The 14787-nt window shown below is 30.1% G+C and carries 15 protein-coding genes and 5 tRNA genes; 14 read left to right on the top strand and 6 right to left on the bottom strand.

The window, feature by feature from the left end; all coding sequences use genetic code 11:
* Nucleotides 1-6 precede the first annotated feature (6 nt).
* Both ACMCMH_RS07905 and ACMCMH_RS07900 read right to left on the bottom strand, forming a co-directional pair.
* Nucleotides 7-774 (bottom strand): undecaprenyl-diphosphate phosphatase, encoded by a 768-nt coding sequence (locus tag ACMCMH_RS07905; RefSeq protein WP_412724327.1) that lies wholly within the window; start codon nt 772-774, stop codon nt 7-9.
* 1 nt (nt 775) lies between these two features.
* Entirely contained in the window at nt 776-1429 is a 654-nt protein-coding gene (locus ACMCMH_RS07900) for an MqnA/MqnD/SBP family protein (RefSeq protein WP_412724325.1), read from the bottom strand.
* Nucleotides 1430-1598: 169 nt separating this feature from the next.
* On the opposite strand from ACMCMH_RS07900, the gene ACMCMH_RS07895 reads away from it, so the two are divergent.
* From ACMCMH_RS07895 to pyrC, 9 genes are all read left to right on the top strand, one after another.
* Nucleotides 1599-2039: a hypothetical protein gene (locus ACMCMH_RS07895; RefSeq protein WP_412724323.1), complete on the top strand. Its 441-nt coding sequence runs from the start codon at nt 1599-1601 to the stop codon at nt 2037-2039.
* A gap of 67 nt (nt 2040-2106) precedes the next feature.
* Entirely contained in the window at nt 2107-2328 is a 222-nt protein-coding gene (locus tag ACMCMH_RS07890; protein ID WP_412724321.1) for a MoaD/ThiS family protein, read from the top strand.
* Nucleotides 2329-2333: 5 nt separating this feature from the next.
* Nucleotides 2334-2786 (top strand): molybdopterin synthase catalytic subunit, encoded by a 453-nt coding sequence (locus tag ACMCMH_RS07885; protein ID WP_412724319.1) that lies wholly within the window; start codon nt 2334-2336, stop codon nt 2784-2786.
* A 12-nt stretch (nt 2787-2798) separates the two neighbouring features.
* Nucleotides 2799-3584, top strand: a complete 786-nt coding sequence (gene hisJ / locus ACMCMH_RS07880; RefSeq protein ID WP_412724317.1) for a histidinol-phosphatase HisJ — start codon at nt 2799-2801, stop codon at nt 3582-3584.
* 139 nt (nt 3585-3723) lie between these two features.
* Entirely contained in the window at nt 3724-5082 is a 1359-nt protein-coding gene (gene ffh, locus ACMCMH_RS07875; protein WP_412724315.1) for a signal recognition particle protein, read from the top strand.
* 99 nt (nt 5083-5181) lie between these two features.
* A complete protein-coding gene (gene rpsP, locus ACMCMH_RS07870) occupies nt 5182-5412 on the top strand; it encodes a 30S ribosomal protein S16 (RefSeq protein WP_412724313.1) in 231 nt (76 codons plus the stop codon).
* Between the two features lie 5 nt (nt 5413-5417).
* Complete coding sequence (locus ACMCMH_RS07865; protein WP_412724312.1) at nt 5418-5657, top strand: KH domain-containing protein; 240 nt, start codon at nt 5418-5420, stop codon at nt 5655-5657.
* Nucleotides 5657-6181: a ribosome maturation factor RimM gene (gene rimM, locus ACMCMH_RS07860; protein ID WP_412724311.1), complete on the top strand. Its 525-nt coding sequence runs from the start codon at nt 5657-5659 to the stop codon at nt 6179-6181. The genes ACMCMH_RS07865 and rimM overlap by 1 nt, the downstream gene beginning before the upstream one ends.
* 100 nt (nt 6182-6281) lie before the next feature.
* Complete coding sequence (gene pyrC, locus ACMCMH_RS07855) at nt 6282-7295, top strand: dihydroorotase (protein WP_412724309.1); 1014 nt, start codon at nt 6282-6284, stop codon at nt 7293-7295.
* A 31-nt stretch (nt 7296-7326) separates the two neighbouring features.
* On the opposite strand, the gene ilvD is transcribed toward pyrC, so the two are convergent.
* The gene (ilvD, locus tag ACMCMH_RS07850) at nt 7327-9018 is read right to left on the bottom strand and encodes a dihydroxy-acid dehydratase (protein ID WP_412724307.1); all 1692 of its coding nucleotides are present in this window, start codon (nt 9016-9018) and stop codon (nt 7327-7329) included.
* Between the two features lie 198 nt (nt 9019-9216).
* On the opposite strand from ilvD, the gene ACMCMH_RS07845 reads away from it, so the two are divergent.
* The 4 genes from ACMCMH_RS07845 (at nt 9217) to ACMCMH_RS07830 (ending at nt 9694) form a co-directional block, all read left to right on the top strand.
* Nucleotides 9217-9303 (top strand) — tRNA-Leu (locus ACMCMH_RS07845).
* A gap of 21 nt (nt 9304-9324) precedes the next feature.
* Nucleotides 9325-9413, top strand: a tRNA-Ser gene (locus tag ACMCMH_RS07840).
* Between the two features lie 66 nt (nt 9414-9479).
* Nucleotides 9480-9566 (top strand) — tRNA-Leu (locus ACMCMH_RS07835).
* A gap of 39 nt (nt 9567-9605) precedes the next feature.
* A tRNA-Ser gene (locus ACMCMH_RS07830) sits at nt 9606-9694 on the top strand.
* A 2-nt stretch (nt 9695-9696) separates the two neighbouring features.
* On the opposite strand, the gene ACMCMH_RS07825 is transcribed toward ACMCMH_RS07830, so the two are convergent.
* A complete protein-coding gene (locus ACMCMH_RS07825) occupies nt 9697-10176 on the bottom strand; it encodes a hypothetical protein (protein WP_412724305.1) in 480 nt (159 codons plus the stop codon).
* Nucleotides 10177-10357: 181 nt separating this feature from the next.
* On the opposite strand from ACMCMH_RS07825, the gene ACMCMH_RS07820 reads away from it, so the two are divergent.
* Nucleotides 10358-10434, top strand: a tRNA-Met gene (locus ACMCMH_RS07820).
* Nucleotides 10435-10502: 68 nt separating this feature from the next.
* Here ACMCMH_RS07820 and ACMCMH_RS07815 read toward each other — a convergent pair.
* Entirely contained in the window at nt 10503-12074 is a 1572-nt protein-coding gene (locus tag ACMCMH_RS07815; RefSeq protein WP_412724303.1) for a glutamate synthase-related protein, read from the bottom strand.
* 62 nt (nt 12075-12136) lie between these two features.
* The gene (locus tag ACMCMH_RS07810) at nt 12137-14779 is read right to left on the bottom strand and encodes a diguanylate cyclase (RefSeq protein ID WP_412724301.1); all 2643 of its coding nucleotides are present in this window, start codon (nt 14777-14779) and stop codon (nt 12137-12139) included.
* Nucleotides 14780-14787 lie beyond the last annotated feature (8 nt).

Genomic DNA, 14787 nt, shown 5'->3' with positions numbered 1-14787 from the left:
TTTCCTTTATACAAACCATAAGAGCAAAATTGTACCAAAAACAATCCTATATATACCAAAAGCAACAAAAGTAAAAGACTCTAAAAATTTCAAAAATAATTTAATCGTGATATACGCAACAATAAAAGCTGTGATAAAACCTACAGCCAAAATAAATAAATTTGCATCCGTAAACTCTTGATAATGTTTTAATAAATCATATCCAGTTGTTGCACACATAACAGGAAAAGCTAGTAAAAAACTAAATTCAGCAGAAGCTTTTCTATTAAGTTTTACTAACATCGCTCCAATAATTGTGCTTCCTGCTCTACTTGTTCCTGGAATCAAAGCAAAGATTTGTGCAAGACCTATATATAAAGCTTGTTTATAGGAAACTTTTTCAACATCATCTATATGATTTTCTGTTTCTTTATAAAACCTTTCAACTACCAAAAAAATAATTCCACCTACAATAAACATTATTGCAACAATTTTGATATCAAACATCGCTTTTATTTGACTTGAAAAAATAAAACCAACAATACCAATAGGGATAAAAGCTAAAATGAGTTTTTTCCAAAGTTCTATTTTTTTTATACTAAACTTCTCTTTATAGTTTAAAACAACAGCCAAAATAGCTGCAAACTGTATGATAACTTGATATGCATTTGTTATACTATTTTGTTCTATATTTAAAAACTCACTAGCAACAATCAAATGTCCAGTTGAACTAATAGGTAAAAACTCTGTAAAACCCTCTATAATACCTAAAAGTATCGAATCAAATATTCCCAACTTAAATTTCCTTTGACAGTTTTAAAAACAATTTTAAACTTTTTTTCTCTTGTACACCAATCTCATAATGTATTTTTGTAAGATATGATTTGATCTGTTTTTTTGAAAGTCCACTACTTTGTGAATACTTTTCAAGAATATATTGAGGAATATATACTTTAGTTTGTAGAAACTTCTTTGCAAACTTTTTAAGATATCGTTCATGTTTATTGACACACAATCTAGCAAATACAAAAGGTAAATTATATCTTTTCTTCCATTCCTCAGCTAAATCAATAAATTTTTCACTTGAATTATAAAATTCAAAAAGTGCTTTATCTCCAATAATCACTTCACCCTCTATACCTAAAACTTTGGCTAAAGCATTTGCAGTCTCAGATTGAAAATCTTTTTTATAACTCCCTGCTTTAACTAATACAGAATCAACAGCACCCTTAGCAACAATTCCTAAATCTAAAGATTTTTTTGCATGTCGAGAAGCAATTGAACTAATAACAGCAGCATCAACTTTTCTTTGTCTAAATTTTTGATTGATCAATGAGGGGTAAGATTTTTTGTATTCTATGATTTGTTTTCTTTGTGTTGAAGATAAGTTTTTTTTGATAAAAACATGTAATGGAAGCAGATTTATAAAGTCGATTTTAGCAAATATCATTTTTTCACCTAGTAGTTTTTTTATAATTAGCAATTATTTTACTAAATTTTTCTTGTCATTAAGATAAAGCTAAAATATCATTATATAAATAAATGTAATTTTTAAATTAAGTAAATATTATGTTTCTAACTGATACCATTATCTTAATATTAAACAATAAGGAAACACAATGAAAAAATTTATCGCAACTTTAGGTCTAGCATCTACACTATTAATCCCAAATGTATTAAACGCACAACAAGCAAAAGGATTAAATGTTTTAATAAACTCTAGCAATCCACAAACACAAACAATGGCAATGGTTTTGTCAATGATGAGTATAAAAAAACATCAAAAACAAGTAAATATTGTATTATGTGGAAAAGCTGGAGACTTGGCAGATAAAAACATTCAAGCAACTCCTGTAAAAAGACCTAATGGAAAAGCACCATCTCCAAAGCAAAATCTTAAAATGCTTATAAAAATGGGTGCTTCTGTTAAAGTTTGTCCACTTTATCTACCAAATGCAAATAAAGATAAATCTGTTTTATTAGATGGAATTACTGTAGCTAAGCCACCTGTTGTTGCAGGGAATTTATTAAATAAAGATTTTCAAAATATAACTTTTTAAGTATTAGGGAAAATAGATATAAATAAATGTATAATTATTTCTAAATATATTTACGAGGAAATTATACATGGTAAGAATAGAATTTTTAGGACCAATTGGTAAAGAGCCATTAGATTTGAATATTTCTAATTTAAGTGAATTAAGTGAAATATTAAAAAAAGATGACTCTCTATCTATATGGCTTAAAAATAGCGCTTGTGCTATAAATGATGTTTTAACAAATGACAAAAATGCACCACTCAATGATGGAGATAAAGTAACTATGCTTCCTCCTGTTTGTGGTGGATGAAAATGATGACAAATATCGATTATTTAGAACTATATGATGGTCATTTACCTGTAGAAACAATCACAAATAGATGGTATGATGATTTTAGGCTTTCTAATTATGGTGCAATTATCACATTTGTTGGGGTTGTAAGAGATGAAAATAATATTGATGGTTTAAGTTTTGATATTTATGAACCTATATTAAACTCTTGGTTTAAATCTTGGCAATCAAAAGCTAAAGAAAAAGGTGCAATTATTTTAATGGCACACAGTCGTGGTGATGTCTTAAATCACCAAAGTTCTTATATAGCAGGTGTTTGTAGTCCTAAAAGACGCGTTGCATTAGAGCTCATAGATGAGTTTGTAGAAGACTTTAAAGCAAATGCTCCTATTTGGAAATACGATATCATAAATGGAAAAAGAGAATACGCACTAGACAGAAGTACCCAAATTTCTGGTGCTGGTCTTTTAAGTTAAATGAAATAAAATATGAGAATAGATATACACAACCACACCACACTTTGTAATCATGCAACAGGTACAACAGAAGAATATATCAAAAGAGCAATCGAACTTAAAATCGATATTTTTGGTTTTTCTGAGCATGCTCCTATGAATTTTGATCAACACTATCGTTTAAAATTAGAAGATAAAGAGTTTTACGAGAATGATGTGTTGTCATTAAAAGAGAAATATAAAAAAAATATCAAAATTCTTTTAGGTTATGAAGTTGACTACTTAAAAGGTGACTATATATTAGATGAAGTACTCAATTCTAAAGTTGATTATCTTATAGGAAGTGTACATTTCATCAATGACGGATGGGGATTTGACAATCCAGAATTTATTGGTCAATATAAAAGTAAAAATATTGATACAATTTGGGAAGATTATTTTGAAGCCATAACTGACATGGCAAAGTCAAACAAATTTGATATTGTAGGGCATTTGGATCTTATAAAAGTTTTTAAATTTCTACCACAAAAAGATATAAAAAGCATAGCAAACAAAGCACTAAAACAGATAAAAAAATCAAATATGACAATAGAGATAAATAGCGCAGGTTTTCGAAAACCAATTGGAGAACAATATCCATCCAAAGAGTTATTGGAGCTTTGCTATGAACTAAATATTCCAATAACTTTTTCAAGTGATGCACATAGCGTTGAGCAAGTTGGACTTAATTATGAAAAAGTAACAGAAATCGCAAAAAAAATAGGATACTCAAAATGTACCTATTTTGAACAAAGAGAAAAGAAAGAAGTAACATTCTAAACTTATATAATACTTAATTTACACATACTTAATATTTTATAAACCCTTTAAACAAGGGGTTTATTACTTTTTTACTTCAGCTTAATTTAATAATATATTCACTATAATCCCAAACTTATAAAAACTTAGGAGTAGAAGAGTGTTTGATAATTTAACAAGTTCATTTAAAAATGTTATTGGAAAAATAAGACATAAAGATGATACAAAAGCATTAACAAGAGCTATTGGTGAACTTAAAAAATCATTACTAAAATCTGATGTTCATCATAAAACTACAAAAGAACTACTCACTAAGATAGAATTAGAAACAAAAGCAAATGGAATTGGTCAAGATTCATTTTTAAAAGCATTAAGAGAATCATTAACAAATGTTTTAACAACAAATGGAAACCAAGGTTTTGTTTATAGTAATAAATCAAATTTAACAACTATTCTTATGACTGGTTTACAAGGTAGTGGTAAAACAACTACTACTGGTAAACTAGCAAACTACCTAAAAACAAGAAACAAAAAAGTTTTAGTTGCGGCTGCCGATTTACAAAGACTAGCAGCTGTTGAACAACTGAAACAAATTGGTGCACAAATTGAAGTAGATGTATACTTTGAAGAAAATGAAACAAATCCAGTTACAATAGCCAAAAATGCAAAGAAAAAAGCCGAAGAGGGTTTGTATGATGTTTTATTTATAGATACAGCAGGTCGACTAGCAATTGATGATGAACTTATGACTGAACTAGCAGATGTAAAAAATGTAGTAAATCCAGATGAAGTATTTTATGTAGCAGATTCATTAACAGGACATGATGCAACAAAAACAGCAACTACTTTTAAAGAAAAAATCGGAATCGATGGTGTAATCTTATCAAAATACGATGGAGACACTAAAGGTGGTGTTGCTATATCTATTGCTCATCAAGTGCAAGTACCATTAAGATTTATCGGTATTGGTGAAAAAATGCCAGATATCGAACCATTTATTCCAGATAGAATCGTATCTAGACTTATGGGACAAGGAGATATAGAAGGTTTATCTGAAAAAGCTGCATCAGTAATCGATGAGAAAAAAGCTAAAGAGGTAACTAAAAAAATCAGAAAAGGTGAATTTAACTTCTCTGACTTTTTAGAACAACTAGATATGATGAAAAAAATGGGTTCTATGAAATCTATCCTTGGTATGATTCCTGGTATGGGAAATATGGCAAACCAATTAAAAGATATGGATTTAGAAAACTCAGGTGAAATTGTAAGAATTAAAGCACTAATCTCTTCTATGACTCCAAAAGAGAGAGAAACACCAAGCCTTATCAATCTTTCAAGAAAAAGAAGACTCTCTCGTGGTGCTGGACTTTCAGAAGTACAAGTAAATAAAATCTTAAAGCAGTTCAAAAATGCTGCAAAGATGGCAAAAAAGATGTCTGGAAAAGGTGGCATGAAAGATATGCAAAAAATGATGTCCCAAATGGGTGGACAAGGTGGAATGCCAAACTTACCTCGATAGGTAAAAAACTCAACTACTGATATGTCAAGTGCTAAATGTTAAAATCTAATGTTTAGCACTTGACATCCAAGTTAACAAAACAAATTAAAAGGAATTAAAATGACAGTAATTAGACTTACAAGAATGGGAAGAAACAAAAAACCATTTTACAGAATCGTTGTAACAGATAGTAGAAAAAGAAGAGATTCAGGTTGGATTGAATCAATTGGTTACTATAACCCAGTATCTCAACCAAAAGAGTTCAAAATTGATCAAGAAAGACTTGATTACTGGTTAAGCGTTGGTGCTCAGCCTTCTGAAAAAGTAGCTAAATTAACAGCTAAAAAATAATCATTATGGTAACTGACTTCGTTTCTACTTATGCAAAAATGATAGTTAATTATCCAGAAGATATTGAGGTATCATCAACAAAACTTGATGATACTTTTTTTGAAATCACTATAATTGCAAATAACAGTGACATAGGTAAATTAATAGGTAAGAATGGAAATATGATAAATGCTATTAAAACTATTTTGAATGGTTGTAAAGCAAAAGATGGAAATTCGTATAAAATTCAAGTTATGGCAAAATAATGGAAAAGATTTATATTGCAAAACTAGGAAAAACAGTTGGTCTTAAAGGGCAACAAAAACTACACATAGATTCAGATTTTCCTGATCAATTCAAAAAAGATACAAAACTCACAACAGACAAAAATCAAGAATTAACAATAGAAACATATAATGCTACAAGTGGTGTAGTAAAATTTATAGGTATAGATACTATTGAAGATGCCAAAAGACTTACTAACAGACAACTTTTTGTATCAGATAAAGATACAAGAGAAAACTGTAAATTAGGTAAAAAACAATATTTTTGGTTTGATATAATCGATTGTAAATTTAAAGAAAATGGTGAGATACTTGGGAAAATTTCAGATATTCAACGGATGCCTTTAAGTGATTATTTAGTAATTGAAACAAAACAAGAACTAGTAAAAGAGAACTATGCAAATACTTTTTTGATCCCTTATACTGATAACTATATTGTAAATGTTGATATTCAAAATAAAATTATCACTGCTAAAAACTCAAAAGATATATTAAAAGCTAGTTAGTTTTAAAAATATATTTTACCCTTTTAAATTATTGCTAATCTAATTTATAATAACTTTTTTGTTATAATAGGTTATAAAATTATTTTAGGAATTACTCATTATGAACAAAATTACACTTACAAGCCCATTTGATATGCATCTGCATTTAAGAGATGCTGATATGTTAAACTTAGTTGCCCCACTAACTTCAAAAACATTTGCAGGTGCAATTATAATGCCAAACCTAGTACCAGTTGTAGATACAAAAAAAGCTGTTGTAGAGTATAGGAACAGAATTTTAGAATCTATTGATGAAAAAGATAACTTCACTCCATTTATGACACTCTTTTTTAAACCATATACAAAAGAGTTTTTAGAAGAGGTAAAAGACGATATTTCAGCGATTAAACTTTATCCTGCTGGTATTACTACAAACAGTGATGATGGTGTACAAACAATAGATACCGAATCTTTAGCTCCAACATTAAATGCAATGGCAGAACTAAATATTCCTTTATGTGTACATGGGGAAACAAATGGATTTGTTATGGATAGAGAACAGGAGTTTATGAGTGTATATGAAGCACTAGCAACTGCTTTTCCAAAACTTAAAATTATTATGGAACATATTACAACAAAAGACGCTGTTGATATGTTAGATAGATTTGAAAATCTTTATGCAACTATCACTCTTCATCACTTAATCATCACACTTGATGATGTAGCAGGGGGAATGTTACAACCACACTTATTTTGTAAACCTATTGCAAAAAGACCACATGACAGAGATGCACTTTTAAAAGTAGCACTTGAGGGTCATCCAAAAGTTATGTTTGGAAGCGATAGTGCACCACATCCTAAACATGCAAAAGAAGCGTGTGGTTGTGCAGCAGGAGTCTTTACAGCACCAATTGCAATACAAGTTTTAGTTGAATTATTTGAACAGCATAATAGACTAGAAAACTTACAAAAATTTTTAAGTGATAATGCTTGTGAAATATATAACATAAAGCCTTCATCAAAAACAATAACACTTGTAAAAGAAGATTTTAAAGTACCAAATTTTTATGAATTTAAAAGAGAACGAGTCGTACCTATGTATGCAGAAAAACAACTTTCTTGGAAAGTTTTATAATTCAGCAGAAAAGATCTGCTGAAAAACAGATTTAATCTAAATCTGTTTTTAAAATAGCTCCACTACTTGCATTTGTAACTAAAGCTCTATATTGTTGTAACCATTTAGAAGACAGTTTCTTTTTAATAGGAACAAACTTTTGTTTTCTTTCAGCAATTGTTTCATCACATAAGTTTGCTTGTAAGATATACTTATCTACATCGATATGAATCTCATCACCGTCTTCAAGAAGTCCAATCAAACCACCCTCAGCAGCTTCTGGAGAAACATGTCCAATACTAGCACCTCTAGTTGCACCTGAGAATCTACCATCAGTAATAAGTGCAACAGAATCACCAAGACCCATACCCATAATTAAACTTGTAGGAGCAAGCATCTCTTGCATACCTGGACCACCTTTAGGACCTTCATATCGAATAACTACAACATTACCAGCTTTTACTTTATGTGCTAAAATACCAGCAATTGCATCATCTTGAGAATCAAAACATACAGCAGTACCTGTAAATACTCGCTCACCAGTGATACCAGCAGTTTTAATAACAGCACCTTGTTGTGCTAAGTTACCATATAAAATTGCTAATCCACCAACTTCACTGTATGCGTTATCAATAGTATGAATAATATCCTCATCTTTAATAGAAGCATCAGCAATTCTTTCTTTTATAGTTTCACCAGTGATTGTAAGGTTATCAAATAAAATTCCACCTCTTTTATCCATTTCGTGCATAACAGCATTAACTCCACCAGCTTTATCTATATCTTGCATATGGATAGTTGTTTTTGATGGAGAAATTTTAGCAATATGAGACACTTTATGAGAGATTGCATTGATATCTGATAATTCAAAGTTTACATCAGCTTCTCTAGCAATAGCTAACATATGTAAAACAGTATTTGAAGATCCACCCATAGCCATATCAACAGCAAATGCATTTCTAACTGCATTTTCATTTAAAATGTTTTTCATATTGTATGGTTCTTTATCTTCCATACTTAATTTAGCTAATTCACAAGTTCTTCTTGCAGCTGCTCTGTATAAATTTTCTCTTTCAGTTGTAAGTGCTAAAATTGTTCCATTTCCAGGTAGCGCTATACCCATAGCTTCCATTAATGTATTCATAGAATTTGCTGTAAACATACCAGAACATGATCCACCACTTGGACATGCATTACACTCGATATCTGTTAACTCTTCTTCAGTGATATCACCATTTTCAAATTTACCAACTGCTTCAAATGCTGTTGCTAAATCAATAGGTGTACCATCTTTTGCATACCCTTTAGCCATTGGTCCACCTGAAACAAATACAGTTGGAACATTTACTCTTAATCCACCCATAATCATACCAGGTACAATTTTGTCACAATTTGGTATAGCAATCATTGCATCAAACTTATGAGCATTCATAACTGTTTCTATAGAGTTTGCAATTAATTCTCTTGAAGGAAGAGAAAATAACATCCCATCATGCCCCATTGCAATACCATCATCTACACCAATGGTATTAAACTCAAAAGGTACACATCCATTTTTTCTAATCTCATCTTTTATAATGTCACTTACTTTATCTAAAAAGAAATGTCCCGGAATAACTTCAATAAAAGAGTTTGCAACACCAATAAATGGTTTATCAAAATCTTCATCTTTTAATCCAGTAGCTCTAAATAAGCTTCTGTGAGGCGCACGAGCATGCCCTTTTTTTACTTCATCACTTCTCATAATAATCCTTAAATCTATATAGTTTATATTTTCTGTATTATAGTTTAATTTTGATTAATTTGTGAAATTTTGTAAATTTGAATATTTTTTTAGAATGCTCTTGACAAATAGAAAAAATTGTATTATAATTCCGCCACTAAATAAGAATGACAACTTAGTTTGGGATATACCTTTGATAAGAGATTATCAAAAATACATGCGAGTGTGGCGGAATAGGTAGACGCGTTGGACTTAAAATCCAATTCCGGTTTCGGAGTGTCGGTTCAATTCCGACCATTCGCACCATTTAAATTTTAAATTACAGATAGAGAGTTGACAGAGTTGGTCGAACGTACCGGTTTTGAAAACCGGCGAGGGTCACACCTCCGGGGGTTCGAATCCCCCACTCTCTGCCACTTTAAAATTTAACCATTATAAAAAAGACAAAAATATACCTTGATAAGAGATTATCAAAAATGCATGCGAGTGTGGCGGAATAGGTAGACGCGTTGGACTTAAAATCCAATTCCGGTTTCGGAGTGTCGGTTCAATTCCGACCATTCGCACCACTATTATAATTAGAATAATCATAATAAACTATTACTTGTAGAGAGTTGACAGAGTTGGTCGAACGTACCGGTTTTGAAAACCGGCGAGGGTCATACCTCCGGGGGTTCGAATCCCCCACTCTCTGCCACTTTACTTATTTTCCTCTATAACTTTACAATCATCACTATTTTTTAGAATTGTGTTTTTTTCAGTATGATTAAATACTTTTTGTACATTTAAAACTTGATCTCTATCAACCAAACATGTCATTTTTTCTTCTGATAATGAACCTTTTGTTGGATCATTTACAGGTATTTGAAATGTTACTTCCATATATTTCATTTTTCGAACCAGCGACATTACCCATATTGACAAAAGAACAATTACAATAATGATGACTGTACCTAAAATCAATGTCAAACTAACCACATTTTTTTCACCCTCTTCTATTCCTCCTAAAATTGCAACTCGTATCGATAAGAGTAACAATCCAATAATAGTAATGAATATAGCTAACAATAATCTAGCACTTTTAATATCCCATTGTTTTTGCTTTATAAAATCTACATATTTCCATGTGAACATCATGGAAACTAATATATAAATAATAAATAAAATCACTGTTGACATCTTTTTTTCCTTTTATATAATTTACAAATATTTAATGTATATCATATCATAGTTTACTCTAAATTTTCTAGCAAAAACTTTTTCTTTTTTTATTTTGTTTGTATTTATATTATATTAAGTTTGAAAAGATATAATTCCACCCAACAAAGATGAAATATAAATACTTATTTATATTGTAGTTGTCAGGGTAGCTCAGCTGGTTAGAGCGCTGGTCTCATAAGCCGGAGGTCGAGGGTTCGAGTCCCTCTCCTGACACCATTTACAATTACCTTTAAACCACAATCATAAAATTTACATTTTCTTTATTTTCTAGTAGTTTTGTGCTATTATAGTTTTCCGTATCCTGAATATTTCACTCCTGATAAATGTGCCATATCTTTACTCCAAGTTGAGAGATCATACTTATTGAATTTTGCTAAGTTATCATGTCCACAGGCTCGTGCCATCATCTGCATCAATAAACTAGACGCTTCAAAAAAGTTGTGTAGCTGCTTAGCTGATTGTTCAATATTTATATGTTTTCGTAACTCCTCTTTTTGTGTCGCAATACCAACTGGACAATCATTTGTATTACACATTCTAGCACCAACACACCCAATAGCTTGAATCACACTATTTGATAAAGCAATACCATCAGCACCCAAAGCCAAAGCTTTTACAAAATCAATAGGCACTCTTAATCCACCAGCAATGATTAAAGTTACTTTACCACTTGCATTTTGTTTATCTAAGTATGCTCTGGCTCTTGCTAGTGCTGCAATGGTAGGTACACTTATATGATCTCGAAACATTGTAGGAGCAGCACCAGTACTTCCACCTCTTCCATCTAATATAATATAATCAGCACTTGCATCTAAAGCAAACTTTATATCTTCTTCTATGTGATTTGCACTAAGCTTAAAACCTATAGGAATTCCACCTGTTATCTCTCGCACATGATCTGCAAATTTTTTAAAATCTTCTACTGTGTGTAAGTTTCTAAATGTTGCAGGTGAAATAGCTGGCTGCCCCTCTGGTATACCTCTTATTTCAGATATTTTTCCTATATTTTTACTTCCTGGAAGATGTCCCCCTATTCCTGTTTTTGCACCTTGTCCACCTTTGAAATGAAAAGCTTGCACATTTTTTAGCAACTCATCTTTATAGCCAAATTCACCACTAGCATATTCATAAAAATATCGTGAATTTTCATGTTGTTCTTCATGAAGCATACCACCCTCACCTGAACAAATTCCTGTATTTGAAAGCTCTGCTCCTTTTGCTAGTGCTATTTTAGCTTCATAGGAAAGTGCTCCAAAACTCATATCTGAAACAAAAAGAGGGATACTTAACTTTAAAGGCTTTTTAGCATTTGGTCCTATGATAAGCTCTGTACTAACTCCAACCTCTTCTAGTAGTGGTTTTGTAGCCATTTGAGCTGTCATAAGTTGTATATCATCCCAATGTGGTAAGTTATTTCTAGGAACACCCATAGATGTCATCTCTCCGTGTTTTCCTACTGTTTTCAAACCATCTTTTGCTAACTGATGAATAAACTCTAAAGTTGGTTCATCTACAGTTGATCTTACTTTCGTAGTAGTTGACTGTTCTACTTTCTGATTTTGGATTGTAGTTTTACTTTCATCTTCTCCTACAAGCTCTGTACCTATTTGCTTCGCTGTAAAAAAGCGATGACTTCCATCACAATATGGTAACTTTTTACTAGCTTTACAAGTACACATAAGTGCTGTTTTATCTTTGTCTACGCTAAAAGATTGGGGAAGTATTGAAGTTCCTGAATGGGAACCATCACAAAATGGCTGATTTTGTGAACGACCACACATACAAAAATTGTATTGTGTATCTTTTTGAAGTTGTATTCTCATAGGTTTAATATCTGCAATAATTGAGTTTGACATACTATATTCCTTTTTCTAAATAGTTTATACATTATACAATATATTTCACTTATTTAGAAAAACTAATGAACTATAACTTTATTTCTACCTGTTGCCTTTGCTTCATATAGTGCTATATCTGCTCTTTTTAAAGTAGCATAGATATCTTCATTATTCATATAACACGCCCCACCAATACTACAAGTTAATTTGCCAATATGTTTAAAAGTATGTTTCCCTACATTTTGTTGAATATGTTCTAAGGATTTTATTAAGTCTTCTTTTGATTTTACTTTAATCACAAACAAGAACTCTTCACCACCCCATCTAATAAGAATATCTTCATCTCGTGAAAATGAGTTTACCTCTTGTACAAGCTCAATTAAAACAGAATCTCCTACATCATGTCCATAAGTATCATTTACTTGTTTAAAGAAGTCAATATCAATCATTGCTAAACCTAATGAATAATTTGTATTTACAGTTTCCAAAATAAGCTTTTGATACGATTGCTCAAAATATTCTCTGTTGTAAGCAGATGTTAGCTTATCGTGCGTGACTTTTTGTTTAAGTTGATTTTGCTCTTTATATGATTCGCTTATATCAGTAAAACTTAAAATCAATAAATCTTTTTCAAAAGAATTAATTGTAATTGTGAAAACACAATCTTCATTATCTTTATTTGTAATCTTTACAATTCGATTAACCTTTGGAAGAGTCCCTATAAAATTTATCCAATTTTCATCTTCATCTATTTTTCCTAAATGAAAAAATTCATCATCATGATGAAATAGTTCACAAATACAATTGTACTCTTTTTGAAAAGATTTTAAATCAGGATATCCAAAAAAATCAAAAAATTGTTTATTTGCAAAATCAATCTGTTTTCCATTTGTAAGGATTACAATATTTTTTTGTGTATCAATAAATTTTTGAAGTTTATTGTACGATTCTTTTTGTGCTGTAATATCACTTATTACACCCTCTATGATAGGATTTTCTTTTATAATAATTTCAAAAGCATCATTAACCCAGATGATTTGATTATCTTTTCGAATAATTCTATATTCTATCACATTGTGTTTGATTTTATGTTTGACAGCATTATCAATAAATTTTTTAACTCGTTTAAAATCCTCTGGATGGATTAAAGAACCATAAGAAACTTTTTTATTGTACTTTAACTCTTTTACTGTATAGCCAGTAATCTCTACAACATACTCATTTATATATAGCATTGTAAATAGGTCATTATTTTGGCTTCGGTACACTATATTTGACATATTAGATACCAAAGACTCAAATTGTTCTTTTGACCGTTCCATTCTTTGCTGATACAGTTTTATTGTAGTAATATCATGCAATGTTCCTAAAGATTTATGAATATTTCCATCATCATCGAATATATGATGACATATCCCCTCAACATATCTAGTTTTACCCATTTTAGTAATAATTTTACATTTAATATTGAAAGTTTTTTTACTTTGAAGTGACTGTGTGTAAATTGAATCTACTCTATGTCTATCTTCAGGATGGACAAAATCAAGAAAGTTTTTATAAGTATTGTTAAACTCTTTTTTTGATAGTCCAAATAATATATAAGTCTGATCACTTAACATAAAATAATTATTTGAAATATCAAACTCCCAGTACCCTAATCGTCCGATTTTTTGAACCTCTTTTAAAAGTTCATCTTTTTGTATCAAAACCTCTTTATCTTTATTTATTTTATAAATAAAAAGTGTAGTAACAAAACAAAGAAAAATCAACACTGCTAAAAATATAAGATATTCTGTTTGTGATTTTAAAAGTTCATTGTGTTGGGTTGAAACGGATATATAAGCAACAACATCATTAGAAATAGCATGTTTAACAGCAAAAAAAGTTGTTATATAATAGTTATCCCCTGCTTTACTGAAAAAACTAAAGTTTTCATTATTGTTAATTTTATTGTGTAAATTTTCTTGATCTTGATAATTTGTTATTAATTTATAAATCAGTGGGTCTAGTTTAGGAGAGATAGATTTTTCATGATAATACTCATCAAAATATAAACATTGTCGATAATTCTTTTTTTCACTCTTCATCACTTTTTTATCAACAACATCTTTTTTGATAATAAAATCTATATTACTCGCAGTGTTTTGTTTTAGTGCATTTATTATAGTTTGCATAGATATTGAGGTCTCTACGCTTCCTAAATACTGTGTTTGGGTACTTAAAGGGTAAACAAATCTATAACCATTAAATATTCTTCCCTCTTCAAATCCAGATATTGGTTTATGATATCTGTTTACATAGTTTACTGTTTCTCTTATATCTGTAAGATTATCACCATATTTTTGTGGTCTATGAAATCGTAAAAAACTTTCATTGTTTTTTAAATGGAAATGCAATTGTTTGAGCTTAAAGCCACTCATATTTATATATAAATCTTTAAATTTTTTATAGAGTTTTTCTCGAATAATACTCTTTTTTTCATCTGTAGCTTCATTTACATCAAGTAATATCTCTTTTACTTCTGGAGTATTTATACTATTTGAATAAACGATACTGGAGTGAATTTTAAATGATTCTATAAGATTATTATAAGTAACCCTTATTACTTCTTCCTCATTAGACAGATGTTCTTTTTTTTGATTTTCAATAAGAGAGAAGATAAAATAGGTAAAAATTAAAGAAGAAATAACAAAAACAATACAATAATTAATCTTTTTTCTCATCTACACAT

The sequence above is a fragment of the Arcobacter sp. 15-2 genome (genome assembly GCF_047159865.1).
Taxonomy (GTDB): Bacteria; Campylobacterota; Campylobacteria; order Campylobacterales; family Arcobacteraceae; genus JAIOSF01.
This window is presented reverse-complemented; position numbering and strand designations above follow the sequence as displayed.